The organism is Sorangium sp. So ce185 (assembly GCF_051526825.1).
GTDB lineage: Bacteria > Myxococcota_A > Polyangia > Polyangiales > Polyangiaceae > Sorangium > Sorangium cellulosum_D.
Genome location: NZ_CP150316.1, coordinates 1,647,487 through 1,671,419, shown reverse-complemented (window position 1 = coordinate 1,671,419; position 23,933 = coordinate 1,647,487). Strand labels below are relative to the sequence as shown.

At 74.6% G+C, this 23,933-nt stretch carries 18 protein-coding genes; 7 read left to right on the top strand and 11 right to left on the bottom strand.

Translation table 11 applies throughout. From position 1 onward, the window contains the following. Window positions 1-4 precede the first annotated feature (4 nt). Complete coding sequence (locus WMF26_RS06140) at window positions 5-3,667, bottom strand: protein kinase domain-containing protein (protein ID WP_437999544.1); 3,663 nt, start codon at window positions 3,665-3,667, stop codon at window positions 5-7. 187 nt (window positions 3,668-3,854) lie between these two features. On the opposite strand from WMF26_RS06140, the gene WMF26_RS06135 reads away from it, so the two are divergent. The 6 genes from WMF26_RS06135 (at window position 3,855) to WMF26_RS06110 (ending at window position 14,394) form a co-directional block, all read left to right on the top strand. Further along, complete coding sequence (locus tag WMF26_RS06135; RefSeq protein ID WP_437999543.1) at window positions 3,855-4,997, top strand: SDR family oxidoreductase; 1,143 nt, start codon at window positions 3,855-3,857, stop codon at window positions 4,995-4,997. Beyond that, a complete protein-coding gene (locus WMF26_RS06130; RefSeq protein ID WP_437999542.1) occupies window positions 4,994-6,370 on the top strand; it encodes a GDSL-type esterase/lipase family protein in 1,377 nt (458 codons plus the stop codon). Before WMF26_RS06135 ends, WMF26_RS06130 begins: the two co-directional genes overlap by 4 nt. A 133-nt stretch (window positions 6,371-6,503) precedes the next feature. Continuing rightward, on the top strand, window positions 6,504-7,949 hold the full coding sequence (locus WMF26_RS06125; protein ID WP_437999541.1) for a serine/threonine-protein kinase: 1,446 nt from the start codon (window positions 6,504-6,506) through the stop codon (window positions 7,947-7,949). Continuing rightward, window positions 7,949-8,569 carry a tetratricopeptide repeat protein gene (locus tag WMF26_RS06120; RefSeq protein WP_437999540.1) on the top strand — a complete coding sequence of 207 codons (621 nt, stop codon included), beginning with the start codon at window positions 7,949-7,951 and terminating at the stop codon, window positions 8,567-8,569. The genes WMF26_RS06125 and WMF26_RS06120 overlap by 1 nt, the downstream gene beginning before the upstream one ends. Before the next feature lie 489 nt (window positions 8,570-9,058). Continuing rightward, window positions 9,059-13,345: a protein kinase domain-containing protein gene (locus WMF26_RS06115; protein ID WP_437999539.1), complete on the top strand. Its 4,287-nt coding sequence runs from the start codon at window positions 9,059-9,061 to the stop codon at window positions 13,343-13,345. Between the two features lie 128 nt (window positions 13,346-13,473). Then, window positions 13,474-14,394, top strand: coding sequence for a tetratricopeptide repeat protein (locus WMF26_RS06110; protein WP_437999538.1), 921 nt, complete (start codon window positions 13,474-13,476; stop codon window positions 14,392-14,394). A 96-nt stretch (window positions 14,395-14,490) separates the two neighbouring features. On the opposite strand, the gene rpsS is transcribed toward WMF26_RS06110, so the two are convergent. From rpsS to WMF26_RS06060, 10 genes are all read right to left on the bottom strand, one after another. After that, complete coding sequence (gene rpsS / locus WMF26_RS06105; protein ID WP_061621683.1) at window positions 14,491-14,787, bottom strand: 30S ribosomal protein S19; 297 nt, start codon at window positions 14,785-14,787, stop codon at window positions 14,491-14,493. Window positions 14,788-14,789: 2 nt separating this feature from the next. Beyond that, complete coding sequence (rplB, locus tag WMF26_RS06100) at window positions 14,790-15,620, bottom strand: 50S ribosomal protein L2 (RefSeq protein ID WP_129573399.1); 831 nt, start codon at window positions 15,618-15,620, stop codon at window positions 14,790-14,792. 2 nt (window positions 15,621-15,622) lie between these two features. Continuing rightward, the gene (locus WMF26_RS06095) at window positions 15,623-15,919 is read right to left on the bottom strand and encodes a 50S ribosomal protein L23 (protein WP_020733177.1); all 297 of its coding nucleotides are present in this window, start codon (window positions 15,917-15,919) and stop codon (window positions 15,623-15,625) included. Between the two features lie 15 nt (window positions 15,920-15,934). Then, window positions 15,935-16,558 carry a 50S ribosomal protein L4 gene (rplD, locus tag WMF26_RS06090; protein ID WP_061621681.1) on the bottom strand — a complete coding sequence of 208 codons (624 nt, stop codon included), beginning with the start codon at window positions 16,556-16,558 and terminating at the stop codon, window positions 15,935-15,937. 13 nt (window positions 16,559-16,571) lie between these two features. Further along, a complete protein-coding gene (rpsJ, locus tag WMF26_RS06085) occupies window positions 16,572-16,883 on the bottom strand; it encodes a 30S ribosomal protein S10 (protein WP_012233476.1) in 312 nt (103 codons plus the stop codon). 10 nt (window positions 16,884-16,893) lie between these two features. Continuing rightward, a complete protein-coding gene (tuf, locus tag WMF26_RS06080; RefSeq protein WP_020733175.1) occupies window positions 16,894-18,084 on the bottom strand; it encodes an elongation factor Tu in 1,191 nt (396 codons plus the stop codon). Between the two features lie 9 nt (window positions 18,085-18,093). Continuing rightward, window positions 18,094-20,208: an elongation factor G gene (gene fusA / locus WMF26_RS06075; RefSeq protein WP_437999537.1), complete on the bottom strand. Its 2,115-nt coding sequence runs from the start codon at window positions 20,206-20,208 to the stop codon at window positions 18,094-18,096. A gap of 317 nt (window positions 20,209-20,525) precedes the next feature. Then, complete coding sequence (gene rpsG / locus WMF26_RS06070) at window positions 20,526-20,996, bottom strand: 30S ribosomal protein S7 (protein WP_012233474.1); 471 nt, start codon at window positions 20,994-20,996, stop codon at window positions 20,526-20,528. A gap of 29 nt (window positions 20,997-21,025) precedes the next feature. Beyond that, the gene (rpsL, locus tag WMF26_RS06065) at window positions 21,026-21,424 is read right to left on the bottom strand and encodes a 30S ribosomal protein S12 (protein ID WP_012233473.1); all 399 of its coding nucleotides are present in this window, start codon (window positions 21,422-21,424) and stop codon (window positions 21,026-21,028) included. Between the two features lie 511 nt (window positions 21,425-21,935). Then, complete coding sequence (locus tag WMF26_RS06060; RefSeq protein ID WP_437999536.1) at window positions 21,936-22,781, bottom strand: hypothetical protein; 846 nt, start codon at window positions 22,779-22,781, stop codon at window positions 21,936-21,938. Between the two features lie 80 nt (window positions 22,782-22,861). Here WMF26_RS06060 and WMF26_RS06055 point away from each other — a divergent pair, with 80 nt between their 5' ends. After that, entirely contained in the window at window positions 22,862-23,812 is a 951-nt protein-coding gene (locus tag WMF26_RS06055; protein ID WP_437999535.1) for a hypothetical protein, read from the top strand. Window positions 23,813-23,933: the final 121 nt, after the last annotated feature.

Sequence of the window (23,933 nt, the reverse complement as noted above, 5' to 3'; positions counted from 1 at the left end):
CCTCTCAGGGCCTCGAGGGGCGGCGGGCCGCGGCGACCCCGGCGGACTCCCCGAGGCAGATGCGCGCGAGCGAGAGCAGCATCGCGTTCTCGCGGACGCGGTGCAGGAAGCTCTCGCGCAGGGCGGGCTCCGGGATCTCCGCGGCCCGGGCGAGGAGCCGGTCGCGGCCCCGGGCCGCGGCGGCGCGGGCGCCCTCGGCGTCGCCCGCGGCGCGCGCCGCCTCGACGACGGCCACGAGGACGAGCGACTCGAACTCCTCGATGCCGCCGTAGCGCGCGAGGATGCCCTCGGCCTCGCGCGCCGACGAGAGCGCGGCGTCGGCGCGCCCCTGGGCGGAGAGGGCGCGCGCGAGCGCGGCGAGCGCGCCGGCGCGGGCGGGGGGCACGACCTGGAGGAGCTCCGCGGCGTCGCGGGCGTCGGACTCGGCCGCGGCGAAGTCCCCGGCCGCGTGGGCGATGAGGGCGGCGTAGATGCGAGAGCCGCCCTCGAAGCGCAGGTTGCCCTGCGCGCGGGCCTCCAGGATGACCTGCCGCGAGAGCGCGAGCGCGTCGTCGAGCCGGCCGCTCGCCGCGAGCACGCGGCCGAGGTTCTGCCGGGCGCGCGTGGCGACGGTGCGCAGCCCCATGCGCTCGGCCGCCGCGAGCGCGGCGGTGAGCTCCTCGCCGGCCCGCTCGAAGTCGCCGAGCTCGAGGAGCGCGAAGCCGAGGCTGACGCGCGCGTTGCACGCGTCGCGGACGTCGCCGGCCCGCTCGAACGCGTCGACGGCGGCCGCGTAGCCCGCCACGTCGCCCGCGGGATCGCCGAGGTGCCGCGCCCGCGCGCCGCGCAGCCGGTGCACCTCGGCCGCGGCGCGCGGCGCGAGGGTCGCGAGATCCCCCGCGAGGGCGCGGACCCGCGCGATCAGCGCGTCGGCCTCGGCGTAGCGCCCCGCGGGGAAGAGCTGGCGCGCCGCCGAGCACAGGGCGATGACGCGCGCCGATCGGATGTCCGCGGCGATGCGGGCCCCGGGCGGCGCGCTGCCTGCCGGCGCGCTTCCAGGCGGCGCGCTTCCAGGTGACGCGCTCCCGGCCAGCGCGCTCCCGGCCAGCGCGCTTCCAGGTGGCGCGCTCCCCGGCGCCCCCGCGTCGCCGGGGGCGCCCTCCGCGGCCGCGGCGCCGCCGCACGCGGCGACCTCCTTCGCCCAGGAGGTCGTGAGCACGTAGTCGCCCCTCCGGCCGCTCGCGCTCATCAGCTCGTCGGCGGCGCGGAACCAGAGCGGCGCGCCGCGGGGCAGGCGCCGCGCCGCCTGGGCCGCGCAGCGCTGGGCCTGCTCGAACTCGCCGCGCCAGCGGTGCGCCTCCGCCTGGACCAGGCGCAGCGCGCTCAGCGTGTCGCCTTCGCGCGCGCCGCTCGGGCCGGCCGGGGCGCCGTGGTCCCCGGCCGGCTCCTCGCCCGCGAGCCGATCGCAGAGGTCGCCGTGCCGCGCCCCCCGCTCCGCGAGCGTGATCGCCGCGGCGAGATCGCCGCGCTCGAGCGCCTGCTCGGCGCCGCGCAGGAACCACTGCATCGCCCGGCCGTGCTCTCCGCCGTGGTCGAAGTGCTCCGCCAGCGCGATCGCGTCGCGCTCCCCTGCCTCCTCGAGCCACGCGCCCGCGAGCCGGTGGCCGAGGAGCCGGTCGCCCCGGGTGAGCGTCGCGTAGGCGGCCTCGCGAAGGCGCGCGTGCCGGAACGCGTACTCCTCCTCGCCCGGGAACCTGCACGCGGGCCGCCGCTCGATGAGCGCGCGCGCGGCGAGCTCGAGGAGCCACCTGTCCAGGTCCTGCGCGCCCTGCGCCCCGCCGAGCAGGGCGGCCACGCCGCCGCGCCAGAACGCCTCGCCGAAGACGCTCGCCGCGCGGAGGATGCGGCGCACCGCCGGGTGCAGATCGTCGAGGCGGGCGTGCGCCATCGCGAGCACCGTCTCGGGCGAGCCCTCGGCGTCGCCGCGGGCGACCGACCGGATCAGCTCCTCGAGGTGGAACGCGCGCACCGGCGCGCGGCCGTCGGCGCGCGCCTCCGCCGCGGCGCCCGGCCCGAGCGCCTCGCGGGCGAGCTGCCCCGGGGCGCCGGGAGAGCGCTCCCCGGGCCGAGGCTCGGCGGGGCCCGCGCCGGCGCAGAGCTCCGGGAAGAGGCGCTCCATCTCGCCGCGGCCGAGCGCGAGCAGGCCGGCCGTCACGTCGTCGATCAGCACGCCGCCGCGCGGCGGGGCGCCGTCGCTCCCGTCGCTCCCGCCGGCCGCCGCGCGCTCGCCCCCGGCGCGCGGGCGGGCGCCGAGCAGCGCCGCGGCGCGATCGATCACCTGCCGCGCCGGCCAGCGACCGGAGGCGACGTCCTGGCCCGTCGCGAGCGCGATGGAGACGTCCGCGGGCAGCAGCGCGCGCAGCGCGAGCGCGCAGCGCGCCGCGTGCGCCGCCTGGTCCGTCGGCGCCCTCGCCTGCGCCCCGGGGCGCGGCGGCTCCGCCAGCAGATCCGCCTCGCCCGGGATCGTGACGAGGAGCCACCTGGCGGCGAGCCGGTCGACGCGCCCCCCGAACGGCGCGACCGCGGCCCGGACCGCCGCCTCGGTCGCGGCCCTCGGCGCGGGCTCCTGGAGCTGCGGCGGCGGCCGAGCGGCGCCCGGCGCGCCGGGCCCGGCGCCCGCGCCGTCGCCCGGGAGCGCGCCGTGGATGAGCACCACGCTGATGAGCCGCGGCTCGCCCGCGGCGCTCTCGGCCAGCGCCCGGGGCCTCGTGCTCGGCGTGCCGCTCTCGCCGGGATCCCTGGCCTGCTCGCGGGCGACGCGGAGCTGCGCCGCGCTCGCGAGCACCTCGTTCCCGTCCCGCGGGCGGCCGTCCGGGTCCTTCTCGAGCATCCACGCGACCAGCTCGTCGAGCGCGGCGGGCACGTCGGGTCGCAGCTCCGAGAGCCGGCGCGGGCCCACGAGGGCGGCCTTGGCCAGGATCGCCATCACCTGGTCCCCGGCGAAGGGCGGCCGACCGGTGAGGCAGTTCCAGATCACGCACCCGAGCGAGAACACGTCCGCGCGGGCGTCCACGTGCGCGTCGCCGCGCGCCTGCTCGGGCGCCATGTACCCCGGCGTCCCGAGCGTCACCCCGTTGCGCCCGCCCTCGCCGTCCCGGAGGACGGCGCCGTCGTGCCCGCGCGCGGGCAGCCCCGCGGAGGCCCCCGCGCCCGCGCCGGCGCGGGCGATGCCGAAATCGACGATCTTGGCGCCCTCCAGCGCGCCGCCCGGCAGGAAGATGTTCCCGGGCGTGACGTCGCGGTGGACGATGCCCCGCTCGTGCGCCGCGCCGAGCGCGCCCGCGAGGCGCTCCAGCAGCGTCACCGCGCCGTCCACGCTGAGCCGCGCGCGCGCCACGCGCGCGGCGAGATCCTCGCCGTCGAGCCACTCGAGCGCGAGGTACCGCTGCTGATCCGGGGTGACCCCGTGCGCGACGTAGCGGACGATCCCCGGATGGCGCAGCCCGGCGAGCAGCTGCGCCTCGCGCTCAAGCCGCCGCTCCTGATGCTCGTCCCCGCGGTGCGGGATCTTCAGCGCGACCGGGCTGTCGTCGGTCAGGTCGGTGGCCCGGTACACCGAGCCCATCCCGCCCGATCCCGCCAGGCCCTCGATCCTGAAACGGTCCGCGACCGTGACTCCCGGGCGCATCAACCGGGCGATTATACGTGGGGCCGCGGTCGGGGATAGGGGAAGCCCTCGGCGCCGCGGCGGCGCGCGACCCCGGCCGGCGCCCGGCGCGCGCCGCCGCCATATGCCCCCGTCGCTCCGCGCGCGTCCGAGGCGGCGTCAGCGGAAAGCTGCGGAGCAGGCGCACCGCTGCGGTAAGCTCTGGTCGATGCCTCGCCCCGGCTACGACAGCGTGGTGCTCATCACCGGCTTCCCCTCGTTCATCGCGCGGAAGATGCTGCAGCACGTCCTCGCGGCGGAGCCGCGCGCGCTCGTGTATGCCGTGGTGCTCGCGAAGTCGTCGGCGCAGGCGAGCGCGGAGCGCGACGCGCTCGCGCCGGCGGATCGCGAGCGCGTCGTGCTGATGGAGGGGGACGTCGCGGCGATGGATCTCGGGCTGTCGGGCGCCGAGTTCCGGCAGCTCGCGCGCGAGGTCGACCGGATCCACCACCTCGCGCACGTGGGCCACGCCGGCGCCGACCGGAGCACCGCCCACGCCCAGAATGTCGTCGGGACCGCCGAGGTGCTCGAGCTCGCCCGGGCCTGCACCTCGCTCCAGTGCCTCGTGCACCAGTCGACCGCGTTCGTGGCCGGAGATCGCACCGGTACGGTGTACGAGGATGATCTCGAGGCGGGTCAGGCGTTCCGCAACCCCGTGGAGGAGACGCGGATGCGCGCGGAGGTGCTCGTGCGGCGGGCGATGCGCCACGTGCCGGCGGCGGTGGTCCGGCCGACCACGGTGGTGGGCGACTCGGCGACCGGGGAGATCGACCGGCTCGACGGGCTGTACCTCGTCGTGCTGCTCATCATGGCGGCGCCGGCCGACATGGCGATCCCGATGCCCGGCCGCGGGGACGTGGCGCTCAACATCGTCCCCATCGACTTCGTGGTCCGCGCGACGCACGCGATCGGCCTGCACCGGCTCGCGCCGCGCCGCACGTTCCACATCGCCGACCCGCACCCGCTGTCGGCGCGGCGGGTCTTCGACCTCATCGCGCGGGCGAGCGGCCGCCGCGCCGCGCGCGGCCACATCCCGTCGAACCTCGCCAAGGCGCTGCTCCGCACGCCCGGGATCGAGCGCTTCGTCCGCAGCCCGCGCGCCTTCGTCGAGCAGCTGATGACCCCGGTGCGCTACGACGCCCGGAACGCCGATCTCGCGCTCGGCGGCGCCGGGATCGCCTGCCCCCCCTTCGAGTCGTACGTCGACGTGCTCGTCGGCGCCGTGCAGGAGCGCGTCCGCGAGCGGCGCGAGCGCCAGGAGATCGAGGCCAGCGCGGACGCCGAGCTCGACATCGAGGATCCGCTGTCGTGAGCGGCGCAGCCTGCGCCGCGGCCCGCGCGGACGTCCCGGAGCGCCTCCGCGCCGCGCCGCCGCGCCGCCTCGCCGCGGCGCTGCTCGCGGCCGCGGCGCTGGCGCTCGGCTGCAGCTCGACGCGCGAGCACGTCGCGCCGCCGTCGCCCGAGGTGGGGGCCGCGCCGCCCGCGCCCGCCGCGCCCCCGCCCCGCCCGGCGGAGGCCGCCGCGCCCGCGCCCGCCGCGCCGCGCGTCGGCGACGCCCCGCTGGCGCGCCCGCCGGAGCTGGAGCTCCTGCGCCCGGAGGACGGGCCCTACGCCCACTTCTTCGCGGCGCTCCGCGCCCTCGAGCAGGGGCGCCGCAAGGACCACGTGCGCGTCGCCTGGCTCGGCGACTCGCACGCCGCGGCGGACTTCTGGAGCGGCGCGGTCCGCACGGCGCTCCAGCGGCGCTTCGGCGACGGCGGCGTCGGCTTCGTGCACCTCGGCTACGCCGCCTACCGCCACGACGGCGCGCGGCTCACGGCCGACGGCAAGTGGCGGACCCGCCCGAAGGCGCCGGGCGGCTCCACGCCGGTCGACGACGGCGTCTTCGGGCTCGGGGGGATCCTCTTCAGCGCGCATCAGGGCCCGGCGCGGGCGGAGATCACGGTGACCGGGGCCGGGCCGTCCACGCGGCTGCTCTGGGACGTGTGCTTCCGGTCCAGCGCGCCGACCGACGAGCTCGCGGTGACGATCGAGGGCGGCCCGAGCGAGATCCTCCGCGGCGCCGCGGGCGACGACCCCGGGGCGCTGCAGCACGCGAAGCTCGCGAGCGTCGGCGCGACGAAGCTCGGCGTCGTGCCGTCGGGCGCGCCCGAGCTGTGCGGGCTCGTCGTCGAGGCCGATCCGGAGGTGAAGCCCGGGGTGGTGCTCGACACGCTCGGCATCAACGGCGCCCGCCTGGCGACGCCGCTGCGGTGGAACGAGCTCGCCTGGGCCGCGGAGCTCGGGCGGCGCTCGCCGGAGCTCGTGGTGCTGGAGTACGGCACGAACGAGGCGGGCGACGTCACCACGGATCCGTCCCTCTACGCAAAGCAGCTCGCCGAGCTGCTCGCGCGCACGCGCAGGGTCGAGCCGGACGCCGACTGCCTCGTCCTCGCGCCCACGGACCGGAGGGACACGCCCGAGCGCACGCCCGTCGTCCGGGACGTGCTGCGCGACGCCGCTCGGGAGGGCGGCTGCGCGTTCTGGGACACCTACGAGGCGATGGGCGGGCGGGGCTCGATCGAGACCTGGTACCGCGAGCGCCCGCCGCGCGCGTCGCGCGACGGCGTCCACCTGACCTTCCGCGGCTACCGCGAGCTCGGCGTGAAGCTCTCGAACGAGATCCTCGAGCGCTACCGCCCCTGACGCGCGCGTCCGCGGGGCGGCGCCGTCCGACGGCGACGGCGGATCGAGGGGCCCGTGGCCTTGCTCGTGCCTTTCGGCTCTCGGTGCCCGATCGGCGTGAAGGCTTCTCACGCGCGATGGGCGAAGGGGGCACATGCTGCATGCCGGGGACGTCGCAGGAGGTCGCTTCCGACTGATTCGGCCGATCGGCTCGGGCGGGATGGCGAGCGTCTGGTGGGCGCGCCACGAGCTCATCGGCCGGGACGTCGCGCTCAAGCTGTCCCCGGCGCTCCGGGACGACCAGGTCGTCGCGCGGTTCATCCGCGAGGCGAAGATCATCGGCAAGTTCCAGCACCGGAACATCGTCGGCGTGGTCGACGCCGGGGAGCTCCCGGACGAGGGCTACCTCTTCCTCGCCCTGGAGCTCCTGCGGGGCTCGCCGTTCGCGGATCGCCTCGTCCCGAGCCGGCCGCTGCCGCCCGAGGAGGTCGTGCCCGTCCTCATCGAGGTCTGCTGCGGGCTCTCGGCCGCCCACGCCGAGGGCGTCGTGCACCGCGACATCAAGCCCGAGAACATCGTGATGGCCATGGTCCCCGGCGAGGGGATCGTGCCGAAGATCGTCGACTTCGGCATCAGCCAGCTCACGGACGCGGGCGACGCGATCACCGTCGACGGGCAGCTGCTCGGGACGCCCTCGTACATGAGCCCGGAGCAGGCCCTGGGCAAGCGCACCATCGACGCGCGCGCCGACATCTGGGCGGTCGGCGTGATGCTGTACGAGGCGCTCAGCGGCGCGCAGCCGTTCCGGGGGGGCAACCACCACGCGGTCCTGCGGCGCATCCTCGAGACCGACCCCGCGCCGCTCCCGCCCTCCGTCCCGCAGCGGCTCCGGAAGATCGCCGCCCGCTGCCTCGAGAAGGACCCGGCGCGGCGCTACCCGGACGCGGCCTCGCTGCGCGCCGATCTGACGGCCGCGCTCGACGACCTCGGCGCGAGCGCGCCCGCGCCGATCGTGATCCTCTCGCCGGCGTCCGTGGGCCGGCGGTCGCTCGAGACGACGCGCCCCCGCGGCGCGCTCGCCGCGCCCCCGCGGCTCGCCCTCCGCGCCCTCGGGCGGCTCTGGACCTCGGGCGCGCGGGCGCCCCGGTGGCGCGAGGCGACGACGCTCGGGAGCGCGCCGCGCGCCGCGCCGCCGGACGCGCCGCGGCGCGCGCGGGCGATCACGGCGCTCCGGGTCGCGGGCGCGGCGGTGCTCGCGGCGGCGGCGCTCAGCTCGGCCGCGCTGCGCGCGCCGACGGACGAGGAGGCCGGGAGCGCGGCGCGCGAGAGCCTCCGCCCCGTGCTGGCCGCGGCCTTCGCCGAGAGCGGCGCGTGGCGGCGCGGCGCGGGCGCGCCCGGGGCGGCGGGGGTCGACGCGCCGCACGCGCCGGGCGCGCCCGCCGGCAAGGCGGCGGGCCGCGGCGGCGCGATGGGCTCGCCCGAGCTCGCCTCGGCGGACCCGGGCGGCCCCGAGATCACGGCGGCGCCCGAGGACAAGCCCCCGCGCTCGCAGGCGCCGCGCGGCGCCTCGAGATCCCGCATCACGAGCCCCGGGTTCTGATGAGCGGCGCCGCACGGATCCCCGCTCTGCGCGCGCGCCCCCGCCGGCGCGCCGCCGCGCTCGGGCTCGCTGCCTGGGCGCTGCTCTCGGCGCCCTGGGTCCACGCCCAGGACGACGGCGCGACGCGCGCGCTGCGGCTCCAGTTCGCGCAGGGGCTGACGCTCGAGGGCGCCGGACGCTGGGCCGACGCGCTCGCTCGGTTCGAGGTGATCGCCCGCCACCGGCCCACGGCGAACGTGGCGTTCCACATCGGCCTCTGCCACGAGCGGCTCGGCCGGCTGCGGACGGCCGAGCGGACGTACCAGGACGCGCGCGCCACCGCGCGGGCCGCGGCGCCCGCGGTGCTCGCCGAGATCGACGCGCGCCTCCAGGACCTCGAGGGGCGGATGCCCCGCATCGTGCTGAACCTCGCCGGCGCGACCGAGGGCGTGACGCTGCTGCTCGACGGCGAGGTGGCGCAGCCCTCGCGCGCGATCCGGGTCGATCCGGGCCCGCACGTGGCCGTGGCGCTGCGGCGCGGGATCCCCGTCGCCGCGAGCGCGTTCTCGAGCCACGAGCGCCGCACGCGGTTCGTGACGCTGACCGTTCACCCCGTCGCGATCGGCGCGCCGCGCCCCTGATCTGGCCGGGCCGCCGGCCTCGCTCGCCCGCGGCCCCGCGATCCCGGGCGGGCTCTCTGCCGCGTGGAGCGCGCGCGCCTCGCCGGCCGATCGCCGGCGCGCCGCGCTCCGCCTCGCGCGGCGCCGACCGGGACGGCCCGCGCCGGGCCCCCCACACCCGAGCACTTGTGTGCGCGCGGAGGTGCCGCACCCCTCGCCGCGAGCGCAGGCGCGCCGCCGCCACGCTCGCAGCAAGAGCGATCGCGTCGCGCGGCTTAGCGCTCGTCGCGGTCATGTCAAGCCGCGAGCGCGGCGGCGGCGCGCCGTCGAGAACGCGCCGATTTGAACGCTTTTCGCGGCGCGCGCGGCGCTGGCCAGCGGCGCCAGGCGCCCGCGCGGACCGCGCTCTAGGTTCGCCTGACAGGGAGCTCCGGACACGGCCAAGCTCGCCAAGTCCTCGGCCATGAACGCTGGATCCAGCTTCTGACGTCCTGATAGCATGCAAGTCCCATGGCGCTCGACAGGCCGCCCGGTGCGGGCTCTGCTTCGCGACTCGGCAATTATGAGCTGCTGAAAGAGCTCTCCGGCGGCGGGATCGGGTCCACGTGGCTCGCGCGGGCGGCGTCCGATGACGGTGAGGCGACGAGCGCCTCGCCGGTCACGATCCTGCGCATCTACCGGCACCTCACGAAGAAGCCCGAGACCGCGGACGGCATCCTCCGCGAGGCCGGGATGGCGCAGCAGGTCCGCTTCCCCAACGTGCTCTCGGTGGTCGACGCGCGCGTCGCCGACGGCGAGGTCTTCATCGTCTCGGAGTACGTGGAGGGCGAGCCGCTCGGCGCGCTCGTCTCGGCGGCCGGCGCCGAGGGGCTGCCGCTCCCGGTCGCGCTCCGGATCGGGGTCGACGTGCTGCGCGCGCTCGCGTCCGCGCACGCGACCGAGCCGGCGCCGCTCGTGCATGGCGAGCTGAACCCGACCCACGTCACCGTCGGCATCGACGGGGTCGCGCGGGTGAGCGGGCTCGGCGTCGCGCGGGCCATCGCCGGGCTCGCGCCCATGGGGACGAGGAACCCCGATCGCCTGGCCTATGCCGCGCCGGAGCGGGTCAAGGCGATGGCGGCGCACGCGGAGGCCCCGCTCGATCCGCCCGCCGATCTCTTCTCGGTCGGCGTGATCCTCTGGGAGCTGCTCGCGCGGCAGCGGCTGTTCTCGTCGAAGCTGGAGTCCGCGGTCATCCAGAAGGTGCAGAACGCGCCCATCCCGCCGCTCGCGGCCGGCGCCGTCCCGGCCGAGGTCGCCGAGGTCGTCCGGACCGCGCTCGAGCGCGATCCGGCGCGCCGGTTCGAGAGCGCGTCGGCGATGCTCGCGGCGCTGGAGGCCGCGGGCGCGGGGCGGATCGCCGCGGCGGAGGACGTCGCCGCGACGGTGAGCCGGCTGGCCGGCAAGACGATCGAGCCGCGCAGGACGATGATCGCGGCGGCGATGGCCGGCGCCGCCGGCGCGATCGGATCGCCGCTGTCGCCGCCGCCGCCGCGCGCGCGCGGCGCGACGCTGGTGGGCGTGGCGATCCCCGGCGTCGAGAGCGCGCTCTCCCCGCGCGGCGATGGCCCGCGTCACGCGATCACCGCGCCGTCTCCGCGCCCGCGTGGGACGCCAGGCCCGCCGGCGGTCGCGGGCGCCGCGGTCGCCGCGAGCCAGCTCCGCCCGTCGGGCGGCGCGACCGCGCCGAAGGAGGCCGCGGCGCTGAAGAACGGCCTCGCGGCCAAGGCAGGGGCCGGCGCGTCGAACGGCGCCGGGCCGGCGGCGCACGCCGACGTGGACGTGGACGTCGACTGGGGCTCGCCGGACGACGTCGCCGGCCGCGGCTTGCCCGCGCCGCGGCCCCCCGCGGCGACGCTGCCGCGGATCGAGCTGTCGAGCGAGAGGACGGAGAGCCGCGACGCCGCCGTGGCGAGGCCCGAGGTCCCCGCGCCGACGGCCGCGCGGAAGGAGCAGCCGCCTGCGCGGCCGGGCGTGCCGCGGCCCGGCGATCCGGGCGACGGCCTCGTTGCGGCGCGGATGACGCCGACGCCGGCCGAGGGCACGGTGCCGAAGCGGCCGACGCCCGTTCCGGCCGCGCCGCTCGCGAGGCCGCCGCGCCCGCCGGCCCCGCGAGGGGTGCCGTCGCCGCCTGCGGCGCCCGCGGCTTCCGGCGCTGCGGCGCCCGCGGCCGCCGGGCCTGCGACCGCGGCGAGCCCGGTGACGCCGCGCGTGCCCGTGCCGCCCGCGGCGCCGCCGGCTCCTGCCGCGCCGCGCGTCCCGGTGGTGCCCGCCGTGCCGCCGGCGCCGCGCGCCGCCGGCGCGCCCGCGGCATCGCCGGCGCCGGCCACGCCGCGCGCGCCGGTGGTGCCCGCCGTGCCCGTGGCGCCGATCATGCCGCGGTCCCCCGCCGCGCCCGCGCCAGCCGCAGCGCCCGCCGTGGCGGCCGCCGCGCCGGCGACCCCCGCGCCCGCCGCGGCGCCTGCGCCTCTCCAGGCGCCGCCCGCTCCTGGGCCGGCGTCGTCCACCTCGCCGGCCAGCCCTGCCGCGCTGAAGGCCCCGCCCGCGCCGGTGTTCGCCCCGCCAGGCGGCGGCGCGGCAGCGGCGCAGGAGATCGCGATCGTCGGCGAGCCGGCGCCGACCTCCGGCAGGACGCTCCACACGCCGACGGGAGCCCAGGGCCCGACGAAGCTGTGGGGTCGCGCCGCGTCGGCGGTCGACCGCCTCGGGCCGGGGAGCACCCTCGGCCGGTACGAGATCCTCATGCCGGTCGCCAAGGGAGGCATGGCGGCCGTCTGGGCCGCGCGCCTGCAGGGCACCCGCGGCTTCCGGAAGATCGTCGCGATCAAGACGATGCTGCCCGACGTCTCCGACGACCCCGACTTCGAGTCGATGTTCCTCGACGAGGCGCGGGTCGCGGCGCGCATCCGGCACCCCAACGTGGTCGAGATCCTCGACCTCGGCGAGGAGGACGACGTCCTCTACATCGTCATGGAGTGGGTCGACGGCGAGACGGCCGGCACGCTGCAGAAGGCCGCCAAGCGGCTCGGCGGCATCCCGCAGCGCATCGTGCTCCGCATCGCCTCCCAGATCTGCGCGGGCCTCCACAACGCGCACGAGCTCCGCGACGACAGCGGCGCGCTGCTCGACCTGGTCCACCGCGACATCTCGCCGGCGAACGTGCTCATCTCGACCGCCGGCTTCGTGAAGATCGTCGACTTCGGCGTGGCGAAGTCGAAGGGGCGCCTGCACGTCACGCGCGCCGGCGGCATCATCAAGGGGAAGACGCCGTACCTGTCGCCCGAGCAGCTCGGCGGGCTCCCCATCGATCGCCGGAGCGACATCTTCTCGCTCGGCGCGCTGCTGTACGTGCTCACGACGGGCCTGCACCCGTTCCGCGCCGAGACCGAGCTCTCGACCGTCGAGAACATCACGATCAAGAACCCGCTCCCCCCGCGCGAGCTGAACGGCGCGATCCACCCCGAGCTCGAGCGGATCATCCTCAAGGCGCTCGAGAAGGATCGCGAGAACCGCTTCTCGACGTGCGCCGAGATGCAGCGGGCGATCGATCAGGTGGCGTCGACGCTCGGCGAGCCCACGACCGACGAGGACGTCGCGGCCTTCGTGCGGCAGGCGATCGGCGAGATCCAGTCGAAGCGCGCGCAGGAGCTCCGCGACGCGATCGCCGCCGTCGACGCCGGCGCGGCCCTGAACTCGGAGCCGCGCTCCAACGCATCGCCGGATCTCCACGCCGCGCCGCCCGACCCGGGCCCCGGCGCGCGCGAGGGCGCGGCCGCCGCCGGCGCGGCGGCCCTCGCGACGTCGGCGCCGGCCGGCGCCGACGCGGCCTCGAGCGCCGCGGCGGCGCCCCCGGCTGCAGCGCAGGAAGAGGAGAGCCCCGTCAGCCTGGAGCCGATCTCGTTCGAGGAGATCGCCGCGCCGGCGAAGCCCGCCGAGGCCCCGCCGCGGCTCATCATCGCGCCCGCGCTGCAGGCCGACATCTCGCCCGCCGAGCCGGCCGAGCCGTCGAGCCCGCGGCCCTCCTCGCGCGACGGCAAGCCGCTCGGCTCGTCCGTGCCGCGGGTCCTCCCGGCGGCCGGCATGCCCGCCACGAAGGTGCTCGCGGCGGCGGACCCGCCCGCCTCCAGGGCGGCGGCGCTCGGCGCGCGCTTCACGAGGGGCGGCTCCCGCAGCCTGGCCAACGACGTCGGCGAGGTCACGGCCGTCGACCGGTCGTTCGAGACCGGGCAGCGACGCAAGCGGCTCCAGCTCATCGTCGCCGGCGCGGCGCTGTTCTGCGTGGCGATCGGCGCCGTGGCGCTGGTCGTGCGCGGCGGCGACGAGCGCGCGACCTCGGAGAGCGGCAAGGCGCGCGTCGACGCGCTGCCCGCGCCCGAGACCACGGCGTCCGCCGCGCCCGCGGGCGCGACCACGAGCGCGGCGGAGGCCGTGCCGGCCGCGCCGCCCGCGACCGCGGAGCCTCCGCAGGCAGCGCCGGCGCCTCCCGAGGAGGCGCCGGCCCCTGCAGCCGCGCCTCCTGACGAGCCGCCGGCGCCTGCCGCCGCACCTCCGGACGAGGCGCCGGCACCGGCGGCCAAGGCGCCCCCGGCGCCGACGCCGGCGCCCGCGGCGACGCAGGCCGCGCGCCCCACGTCGACCGCGCGCCCCACGTCGACCGCGCGGCCTCGGCCGACGTCCACCTCGACGAAGCCTGCGCCCAAGCCGGCATCGACGGCCAAATCGACCACCAAAAAGAAGTACAACCCCTCGGGTATCTGACCACCGTGCGACCTCGACCCTGGCTCCGTGCGCTGCTCTTCGGTGCGGCCTCTTGCCTCTGCCTGTGCACGCTCCCCGCGCCCGCAGCGGGCGCGGACGCCCCTGCGGCCACGCCGTCGCCGGACGCGGTGGAGAAGGCGCAGAGCCTGTTCAAGAAGGGCGCGGCCCTCTACGAGAGCAAGCGCTACGCGCTCGCGCTGGAGCAGTTCCGGGCCTCGTACGCCGCGGTGGCGAGCCCGAACTCACGCCTCTACATCGCGCGCTGCCTCGCGGAACTCGGCGAGCACACCGAGGCGTACCTCGAGTTCGACCAGGTCGCGGCGGAGGCCGCGGCCCGCGCGGCGACCGAGGCGCGCTACGCCCAGACAGAGCAGACGGCGCAGCTCGAGCGCGACGAGCTCGCGCGCAAGATCGCGCTCGTGACGGTCTCGGTGGCGCGCCCGGACGCCGCGATCGCCGTCTCGATCGCCGGCAAGGACGTCCCGCGCGAGCGGTGGGGCAAGCCGTTCCCGGTCAAGCCCGGCAAGACCGAGGTCGTCCTGCGCACGAGGACCACCTCGATCCCGCAGACCCTGGATCTCTCGGCGGGTGAAGCGAAGACCGTCAAGCTCGACCCGGAGGAGCCCGGCCAGGCCGGCGCTGCGGACCGCGGTCCGGCGCTCCTCGACGAGGGGCCGAGCTTGCCCGAGGAGGTGCCCTCGGCGCGGGCGTACCTGCGCCCTTACGCCTATGCCGCCGGCGGCGTGGGCGTGGCGGGGCTCGCGGTGTTCACGGTCGCCGGCTTAATGGCGAACAGCACCTACAGCGATCTCGCCGAGAGCTGCCGGGGCCCCTGCCCCGCCGAGCGGAAGGACGACGTCGACGCGGGCAAGGCCCAGCAGACGGTCGCGAACGTCGGGGTCGTGGTCGGCGCGATCGGGCTCGTCGCGGGCACCACGCTGCTGGTCCTGAGCTTCACGGGCGGCAGCGCCGGCGAGCCGCAGCGCAACACCGCCTCGACGCAGCTGCTCGTCGGGCCCGGCTTCGCCGGCGTGCGCGGCACGTTCTAGCTCCGCCCGCCCGAGCTCGGCTGCAAAACGAACGGGCGGGATCGCTGCCGCGACCCCGCCCGCCTGCCGTCGATCGCTCTCGTTACCGCCGAGCGATCAGCGACCGCCACCGCCCTTGGCGACCTTGGCCTTCTTGTCCCCGGAGTGGCCGTGGAACGTGCGCGTCGGCGCGAACTCGCCCAGCTTGTGGCCGACCATGTTCTCCGTCACGAACACGGGGACGAACTTCCTCCCGTTGTGCACGGCGAAGGTCAGGCCGACCGACTCGGGCAGGATCGTCGAGCGGCGCGACCACGTCTTGATCACCTTCTTGGCGTTGGTCGCCTGGGCCGCCTGGATCTTCTCCAGCAGGTGACCGTCGATGAAGGGCCCCTTCTTGATGCTCCTCGGCATGACTAACCCTTGGTCCCGCGCCGACGGACGATCATCGTGTCGGTGCGCTTGTTGTTCCGCGTCTTGAGGCCCTTGGCGAGCTGACCCCACGGCGAGCACGGGTGGCGCCCGCCGCTCGTCCGGCCCTCACCGCCGCCCATCGGATGATCGACGGGGTTCATCGTCACGCCGCGGTTGTGCGGCCGGCGACCGAGCCAGCGGGATCGCCCCGCCTTGCCGAGGCTGATGTTCGCGTGCTCGGCGTTCGACACCTGCCCGATCGTGGCGCGGCAGTCGAGGTGCACCTTGCGGATCTCGCCGCTCGGGAGGCGGACCTGCGCGTAATCGCCGTCCTTCGCCATGAGCTGCGCGGCGACGCCGGCCGAGCGGACGAGCTGGCCGCCCTTGCCCTTCTTGACCTCCACGTTGTGGATGGAGGTGCCGGGCGGGATGAAGCGGAGCGTCAGGCTGTTGCCCGGCTTGATGTCCGCGTTCCGGCTCGCGAGCAGCGTCGCCCCGACCGCGAGGCCGTCGGGCGCCAGGATGTAGCGCTTCTCGCCGTCCACGTAGTGCAGGAGCGCGATGCGCGCCGTCCGGTTCGGGTCGTACTCGATGGCGGCGACCTTCGCCGGGACGCCGATCTTGTCGCGCCGGAAATCGATGATCCGGTAGCGCTGCTTGTGACCGCCGCCGCGGAACCGCGACGTGATGCGGCCGTTGTTGTTCCGACCGCCGGTGGACGTCTGCTGCTCGAGCAACGACCGCTCGGGCTCGACCTTCGTGATGTCCTTGAAGTCGCTGACCGAGTAGTAGCGCCGCGCCGGCGAGGTCGGCTTGAAGGATCTGATTCCCATGGCTATTCCGCCTTCTCGTCGAAGAACTGGATCTCGTCGCCCTCTTTGAGGGTGACGATCGCCTTCTTCCAATTGCGCAGCTTCGCATAGCCGCGCCCCATGCGCTTTTCCTTGCCGCGCATGATCATGGTGTTGACGTCCACCACGCCCACCTTGAAGAGCGTCTGGATGGCGTCCTTGATCTGGATCTTGTTCGCCTCGCGGCGGACCTCAAAGATGACCTTGTTGCCTTGGTCGCGGAGCCGGCTCGACTTCTCCGTGAGGATGATGGGCCGGCGGATGATCTGCTCGGGCTGCATGGCGGACTCCCCTGACTAGCGAAGGCAACGCGCCTCGAGCGCCTTGGCGGCGTCCCTCGAGACGATGAGGTGGTCGTGCCTGAGGAGGTCGTAGACGTTGACCCCCTCCGGCGGCAGATACTGGTGGTTCTCCAGGTTGCGGAGGCTCTTCACCAGCTTCTCGTTCCCGGCCGTGTCGACGACCAGCGACTTCTTGTCCGCCTGCAGCGTCGTGAGCGTGGCCGCGATCGCCTTGGTCTTGACCTCGGGGACCTCCAGGCTGTCGAGCACGATGAGCCGGCCCTCCTTCGCGAAGAGGGAGAGCGCGCTCTTCAGGGCGCCGATGCGCACCTTGCGGGGCGGACGGTACGACCAGTCCTTCGGCTCCAGGGCGTGCGCCATGCCGCCGCCCGCGTGGTGCGGCGCGCGGATCGAGCCCTGGCGAGCGCGGCCGGTGCCCTTCTGGCGGTAGAGCTTCTTCGTGGAGCCGGCGACCGCGCTCCGCTCCTTGGTGGCCTTGGTGCCCGAGCGGCGAGAGGCGAGCTGCGCCTTCACGACCTCGTAGAAGAGGTGCTCCTTCACCTCGGTCCCGAAGACCTCGTCCGAGAGGTCGAGCTCGCCGACCTGCTCCCGCTTGAGGTTGTAGACGGTAACCTTCATGGTACCTGGACTCCTAGCTCTTGATCTCGACGTCGACGCCGGCCGAAAGGTCGAGCTTCATCAGCGCGTCGAGGGTCTGTTGAGTCGGCTCGATGATGTCGAGAAGCCGCTTGTGCGTCCGGATCTCGAACTGCTCGCGCGACTTCTTGTCGACGTGGGGCCCCCGGAGCACCGTGTAGCGGCGGATCTCGGTGGGCAGCGGGATGGGTCCCGCGACGTGCGCGCCGGTCCGCTTCGCCGTCTCGACGATATCGCTCGTCGACTTGTCGAGCAGCTGGTGGTCGAACGCTTTGAGGCGAATCCGGATCTTCGTTGTATCAGCCATGGTGCTCTTCCTACGCGAGGATCTTCGTGACGACGCCGGCGCCCACCGTCTTGCCGCCCTCGCGGATGGCGAAGCGCATCTGCTCCTCCAGCGCGACCGGGGCGATGAGCTCGATCGTCATCGTGATGTTGTCGCCCGGCATCACCATCTTCACCCCCTCGGGGAGGTTCACCGTGCCGGTCACGTCCGTCGTCCGGATGTAGAACTGCGGCCGGTAGTTGGTGAAGAACGGCGTGTGGCGCCCGCCCTCCTCCTTCTTGAGGACGTACACCTCACCGGTGAACTTCGTGTGCGGCGTGATCGACCCGGGCTTCGCGAGCACCTGGCCGCGCTCGATCTCTTCCTTCTCCACGCCGCGGAGCAGACACCCGACGTTGTCGCCCGCCTGCCCCTGATCGAGCAGCTTCCGGAACATCTCGACGCCGGTCACGACCGACTTCTTCGTGTCCTTGAAGCCGATGATCTGCACCTCGTCGCCGACCTTGATCACGCCGCGCTCGATGCGGCCCGTGGCCACCGTGCCGCGGCCCTTGATCGAGAACACGTCCTCGATCGCCATCAGGAACGGCTTGTCGATGTCGCGCACCGGCTCGGGGATGTAGCTGTCGAGCGCGTTGAGCAGCTGCTGGATCGTCTCCTCCCACTTCGGGTCGCCCTGCAGCGCCGGCAGCGACGCGCCCCGGACGACCGGCGCGTTGTCGCCGTCGAACTTGTACTTCGACAGGAGCTCGCGGACCTCCATCTCGACCAGGTCCAGCATCTCCGGGTCGTCCACGGCGTCGCACTTGTTCAGGAACACGACGATGTGGTTCAGGCCGACCTGCCGGGCGAGCAGCACGTGCTCGCGCGTCTGCGGCATCACGCTGTCGAGCGACGACACGACGAGGATCGCCCCGTCCATCTGCGCCGCGCCCGTGATCATGTTCTTGATGTAGTCGGCGTGCCCGGGGCAGTCGACGTGCGCGTAGTGGCGCTTCTCGGACTCGTACTCGACGTGCGCGGCCGCGATGGTCACCGTCTTGGTCTCGTCACGGACCGTCCCGCCCTTCGCGATGTCGGCGTACGAGATCGCCTTCGCCAGCTGGCGCTTCGACTGCACCTTGACGAGCGCGGCCGTGAGCGTGGTCTTGCCGTGGTCGATGTGACCGATGGTGCCCACGTTCACGTGCGGCTTCGTACGAGTGAATTTCTCCTTGGCCATGGCGTCTTCTTAACCTCGCTGCTTGGCGACGATCTCTTCCTGGATCGCGGCCGGAACCGGTGCGTAATGAGAGAACTGCATCGAATGAGTCGCGCGGCCCTGCGTCTTGGAACGGACGTCGGTCGCGTAACCGAACATGGTGGCGAGCGGGACCTCCGCGCGGATCACCCGGGTGTTCGCGCGTTGCCCCATATCGATGATGCGGCCACGTCGCGAGTTGAGGTCGCCGATGACGTCCCCGAGGTAGTTCTCGGGAGACACAACCTCGACGGCCATCATCGGCTCGAGGAGGACGAGGCCCGCCCTCTTCGCGCCGTCCTGGAAGGCCATCGACGCGGCGACCTCGAACGCGGGCCCCGAGGAGTCGACCTCGTGGTAGCTGCCGAAGTGGAGCCGCACCTTGATGTCGACGACCGGGTAGCCCGCGAGCACGCCGCGGCCCATCGCGTCCCGGATGCCCTTCTCGATCGAGGGGATGAACTCCTTCGGGATGATGCCGCCGACGATCGCGTTCTCGAACACGAAGCCCGCGCCGCGCTCGGCCGGCTCGATGTCGATCCGCACGTGGCCGAACTGGCCGTGCCCGCCCGACTGCCGGACGAAGCGCCCCTCGACGTCGGTCGCCTTCTTCGAGATGGTCTCGCGGTAGGCGACCTCGGGCTTGCCGACGTTGGCGTCGACCTTGAACTCGCGCTTCAGGCGGTCGACGATGATCTCCAGGTGGAGCTCGCCCATCCCGGCGATGATCGTCTGCCCCGTGTCCTCGTTCGTGTAGGTGCGGAACGAGGGATCTTCATACGCGAGCTTCTGCAGGCTGAGCCCGAGCTTGTCGAGATCGACCTTGGTCTTCGGCTCGATGGCGATCGAGATCACCGGGTCGGGGAACTCCATCCGCTCCAGCACGATCGGGTGCTTCTCGTCGCAGAGCGTGTCCCCGGTGCGGGTGTCGCGCAGCCCGACGGCGGCGTAGATGTTGCCGGCGTAGCAGACGTCGATCTCCTCGCGCTTGTTCGCGTGCATCCGGAGGATGCGCCCGAACCGCTCCCGCTTGCCGCGGGTCGAGTTGAGCACGCTGACGCCGCTCTTCGTCGTGCCGGAGTAGACGCGGAAGAAGGTGAGGTTGCCGAACTGGTCGTTCATGATCTTGAACGCCAGGGCGGCGAACGGCTCGTCGTCGCCCGCCTTGCGCGCGACGACCTTGTCCTTCTTGTCGGGCAGCGTCCCCTCGACGGCCGGGATGTCGACCGGCGACGGCAGGTAGTTCACCACGCCGTCGAGCAGCAGCTGAACCCCCTTGTTCTTGAACGCCGAGCCGCACAGGACCGGGACGAACTTGAAGCTGAGGGTGCCCGCGCGGAGCGCCGCGTGGATCTCCTGCTCGGTGATCTGGTCGAAGTCGCCGGCGATGAACTTCTCCATCACCTTGTCGCTCGCGTCGGCGCACGCCTCGATGAGCTTCTCCCGGAGCTCCTTGCACCGCGGCAAGAGGTCGGCCGGGATCTCCTGCCACTCGTAGCGCTGGCCCTTCGTCTCCTCGTCGAAGACGGCGGCCCGGAGGGTCACGAGGTCGATGACGCCGCGGAACGAGTCCTCCGCGCCGAGCGGGTAGTGGATCGCCACCGGGGTCGCGCCGAGGCGCTCGCGGATCGAGTCGACGCACATCTCGAAGTCGGCGCCGACCTTGTCCATCTTGTTGATGAACGCGATGCGGGGGACGCCGTACTTGTCCGCCTGCCGCCAGACGGTCTCGCTCTGCGGCTCGACGCCGTTGCCGCCGTCGAACACCGCGACCGCGCCGTCGAGCACGCGGAGGCTGCGCTCGACCTCGATCGTGAAGTCGACGTGACCGGGGGTGTCGATGATGTTGATCCGGTGAGAGACGCCCTTCTGGGGCCCCTGCTCCGGCGACCAGAAGCAGTTCGTCGCGGCGGACGTGATGGTGATGCCGCGCTCCTGCTCCTGGACCATCCAGTCCATCGTGGCGGCGCCCTCGTGGACCTCGCCGATCTTGTAGTTGACACCCGAGTAATAAAGGATGCGCTCGGTGACCGTCGTCTTGCCCGCGTCGATGTGGGCCATGATCCCGATGTTGCGCGTCCGTTCCAGGCTGTACTCGCGTGCCACTTTTCCTTCTCCGTCGTGTGATGCGTGGGGTGAGGGTTCCGGACTCAGGATGCAAAACACCCTCTCCAGCCCGTCCCGCCTCCGTTGTGGCGGGCACTTGAACCTGGAGAGGGTGTCGGGGTACAGCAGCAGCTTTTCTAGGTCTCCGGGCGGCGAGCGCTGTCGCGCTCCCTCGAGAAGACCGGCTCTGTAACCCGATCCTTATGTCGACTGTGCCATCTCGCTCTACGCGTCTCCTCGCCTGGGAATGCGACGTGACGAATCGTCAAATGGCGAACCAGCGCAGATCCGGGATCCGCGCTGGCCGCCTCGGTGACCTACCACCGGTAGTGGGCGAACGCCTTGTTGGCCTCCGCCATCTTGTGCGTGTCGTCCCGCTTCTTGACCGCGTTGCCGCGGTTCTGCGCCGCGTCGACGAGCTCGGCGGCGAGCCGCTCGCGCATCGTCTTCTCGCCGCGGCCGCGGGAGTAGGTCACGAGCCACCGCATCGCCAGCGCGACGCGCCGCTCCGGGCGGACCTCGACGGGGACCTGGTAGGTCGCGCCGCCGACGCGCCGGCTCTTCACCTCGAGCTTCGGCTTCACGTTGTCGAGCGCCTTCCGGAAGACGTCGATCGGCTCCTCCTTGAAGCGGTCGCGCACGATGTCGAACGCGCCGTAGAGGATCCCCTCGGCCGTCGCCTTCTTGCCCGACTGCATCAGGGAGTTCGTGAACTTGGCGACGAGCTTGTCCTTGTACTTCGGGTCCGGAATGATCTTCCGCTTCGGGACTTCGCGACGACGGGGCATCTTCGTTCCTCTGCTCGGCTATCGACCGGTCAGGCCTTCGGGCGCTTCACGCCGTACTTCGAGCGCTTGCGGTTGCGGGTGGCTTTGTTGGTGGAGCTCGGCCCGGCGGCGCCGGACGCGTCGAGCGTGCCGCGGACGACGTGGTAGCGCACGCCCGGCAGGTCCTTCACGCGGCCGCCACGGATGAGGACGACCGAGTGCTCCTGCAGGTTGTGGCCTTCGCCCGGGATGTAGCTCGTCACTTCCATCTGGTTGCTCAGCCTGACACGGCAGACCTTGCGGAGCGCCGAGTTGGGCTTCTTCGGCGTCGTGGTATAAACACGTACGCACACGCCTCGCCGCTGCGGGCAGGACTTGAGCGCAGGAGAGGCCGTCTTGTAGCGGGCGGCCTCGCGGCCTTGGCGGATGAGCTGGCTGATGGTCGGCATAGAGACGCGGATTTCCACCTGAGGGATGGGGACGCGCAGGATACCCAGGAGCCGAACCATGTCAAGCGGTACGACGCCCGTTCCTGCTGGATGCGTCCGCGCGCTGATTTTTGGCGGATCTTTGGCGCTTCTTCGGCGTGGGTGCGGTGCGCGGGCGCGTCCTCGACGCGGTTGATCGGCGCGCGACCCGCGCGCTCTGGTTGACCGGCGCGCGACCCGCGCGCTCTGGTTGACCGGCGCGCGACCCGCGCGCTCTGGTTGACCGGCGCGCGACCCGCGCGCTCTGGTTGACCGGCGCGCGACCCGCGCGCTCTGGTTGACCGGCGCGCGACCCGCGCGCTCTGGTTGCCCGGCGCGCGACCCGCGCTCTGGGGGCGCGGCGCGCTCGGGAGGAGCGCTGCGCAGGGCGCTGGCGCGCGGCACGAAGCGGACGCCGATGTGCGCCCGCGGCTCTTGGCGGCCCGGCTGCTGTTCGGTACGGTCGCTGCGTGGCGAAAAAGCTTTCACGCGCTCAGCGTAAAGAAAGCCGGCGGAGGGCGCCGCAGAGCGGCGCCACGTCAGGGGCTGCGTCCCGCGTGGACGCGAGGATCGCGGGACCGCCGTCGCGCAGCGACCCGGTCGACGGCGCGGCGGATCGAGCACGGGCCGATCCCGCGACGGGCCGCGAGGGACGCGCGGGCGACGACGCGCTCCGCGCGCGAGCGCGCGGCGCCGCCGCCGCGAAGGCCGCGGAGCCCGCGCGAGCCCGCGGCGGCGGGGCGCGCTCGAAGGCGGGGAGAGATCGCGTGCTCCTCGTCTTCCTGGGCATCGTGGCGCTCGCCGCGGTGATCGTGTTCGTCGCGCAGTCGCCCCGCGCGCCGGAGCGCGCCAGGGCAGAGCCCGCGAGCGCCGCTCGCCCGCCGCAGGAGCCCGCCGCGCCGGAGGCCTCCAGCGCGCCTCCTGCTGCGCCGGCGGAGGCGAGCGAGCCGCCGGCGCGGCCTCCCGTCGACTCGTCGCCGCCGACCATCGTGACGGCCGAAGCGACCGCAGCGGCGCCGGCGAGCGCTGCAGCCTCGCAGCGCGCTGCGACCAGCGCCGCCCCGCCGGCGGAAACGGCGGGCGCGGCGTCGGCGGCGGCAGCGCCGCCGAAGAAACGCGCGAGCGCGGCGAAGCCAGCCGCCGTGCCGGCCGGAGCCACGCCGCAGGCCTCGGCAACGCAGGCAGCGGGCACGACGGCGCCGGCCGGAGCCACGCCGCCGGCCGGAGCCACGCCGCCGGCCGGAGCCACGCCGCCGGCCGGAGCCACGCCGCAGGCCGGAGCCACGCCGCCGGCCGGAGCCACGCCGCAGGCCGGAACCACGCCGCCGGCCGGAGCCACGCCGCGACCGGAGCCAGCGCCGCGGCCCGCCGACGCTCCGTACGATTGACCGAAACCGCTGCGATGAAAGGACGCCCGAGATGCTTCGCTTGAATGCTTCGCCCGACGCCTCCCGAACGCCGCGCCGATCGCCGCTCTCCTGCGGGCGGACGCTCGCCGTGCCGCTCGGCGTCGCGCTGTCCGGCCTCCTCATCGCGACGACCTCGGCCGCGCAACCGGCGCCGCAACGGCAGCCTCTTGGGGCGCCGCCGGCCCATCCAGGGGCCGCTCCACGGCAGCCCGGCGCGGCCGCTGCGCCGCCGGTCACGGCGCAGCCGGGCGCGGCGCCGCCGGGCGCTGCGTCGCCCGCTGCGCCGCAGCCCGGCAGCGCTCCCCCGGCGGCGACGGACGCTGCGACGCCGGCTCCCGTTGCGCCCGACGGCGGCGCGCCGCCCGGCGCCGCGCCGCCCTCCCCTGCGGCCCCGTACCCTGCGGCGCCATACCCCGCGCCGCCGCAGCAGGTCCCTCCGCCCGCGCCGGGAGCATCGCCCGGCTACCCGCCGCCCGGCTACCCGCCGCCGCCCGGCTACCCGCCGCCCGGCTACCCCGGCGGCTACGCGCCCTACGGCGGCGCCTACCCGCCGCTCCCGCCGGGCTACCCGTCGCGCGCCGAGGACATGCCGCCTGCGCCGCCGCCGGTCCCGATGCGCCGGAACAGCCCGGGCTTGATGCTGGGCGGCATCGCGCTCACCGCCGGCGGCACGATCGCGTTCTTCGCCGGCACCGGCCTGCTCGCCTCGGCGAGCGAGCGTTACGAGATCTATTGCGATCGCGACGGCTTCATCGGCATCTGCGACACGCGCACCGACGGCCCCCGCCAGGTCGCCGGCGCGCTCGTCGCGATCGGAGGCGGCATCATGCTCGCCGTGGGCATCCCGCTCTGGGTCATCGGCGGCAAGAAGGTGCCGGCCAACGCCGAGGCGCCCGAGGAGCCCGCCCAGACGACGCTCTCGTTCGGCCCGGGCTCCGCCGCGCTGCGGACGCGGTTCTGACGCCGCTCGCTCGCCCGCACCCGGCCCGCGCACCGCGGTTCTGACGCCGCTCCCTCGCTCGCGCCCGGGTAGTGCTCAAATTTGCCCGGAGAGAGTTCACATGAAGGCGGGAAGGCAGGAA

Excerpts from the sequence above, each read along its gene's own strand:
- rplB (WP_129573399.1), bottom strand. The coding sequence starts at position 15,620 with ATGGGAATCAGATCCTTCAAGCCGACCTCGCCGGCGCGGCGCTACTAC.
- rplD (WP_061621681.1), bottom strand. The coding sequence starts at position 16,558 with ATGAAGGTTACCGTCTACAACCTCAAGCGGGAGCAGGTCGGCGAGCTC.
- WMF26_RS06125 (WP_437999541.1), top strand. The coding sequence starts at position 6,504 with ATGCTGCATGCCGGGGACGTCGCAGGAGGTCGCTTCCGACTGATTCGG.
- WMF26_RS06095 (WP_020733177.1), bottom strand. The coding sequence starts at position 15,919 with ATGCAGCCCGAGCAGATCATCCGCCGGCCCATCATCCTCACGGAGAAG.
- tuf (WP_020733175.1), bottom strand. The coding sequence starts at position 18,084 with ATGGCCAAGGAGAAATTCACTCGTACGAAGCCGCACGTGAACGTGGGC.
- rpsG (WP_012233474.1), bottom strand. The coding sequence starts at position 20,996 with ATGCCCCGTCGTCGCGAAGTCCCGAAGCGGAAGATCATTCCGGACCCG.
- WMF26_RS06140 (WP_437999544.1), bottom strand. The coding sequence starts at position 3,667 with ATGCGCCCGGGAGTCACGGTCGCGGACCGTTTCAGGATCGAGGGCCTG.
- WMF26_RS06120 (WP_437999540.1), top strand. The coding sequence starts at position 7,949 with ATGAGCGGCGCCGCACGGATCCCCGCTCTGCGCGCGCGCCCCCGCCGG.
- WMF26_RS06115 (WP_437999539.1), top strand. The coding sequence starts at position 9,059 with ATGGCGCTCGACAGGCCGCCCGGTGCGGGCTCTGCTTCGCGACTCGGC.
- WMF26_RS06055 (WP_437999535.1), top strand. The coding sequence starts at position 22,862 with ATGCTTCGCTTGAATGCTTCGCCCGACGCCTCCCGAACGCCGCGCCGA.
- WMF26_RS06135 (WP_437999543.1), top strand. The coding sequence starts at position 3,855 with ATGCCTCGCCCCGGCTACGACAGCGTGGTGCTCATCACCGGCTTCCCC.
- rpsJ (WP_012233476.1), bottom strand. The coding sequence starts at position 16,883 with ATGGCTGATACAACGAAGATCCGGATTCGCCTCAAAGCGTTCGACCAC.
- rpsL (WP_012233473.1), bottom strand. The coding sequence starts at position 21,424 with ATGCCGACCATCAGCCAGCTCATCCGCCAAGGCCGCGAGGCCGCCCGC.
- rpsS (WP_061621683.1), bottom strand. The coding sequence starts at position 14,787 with ATGCCGAGGAGCATCAAGAAGGGGCCCTTCATCGACGGTCACCTGCTG.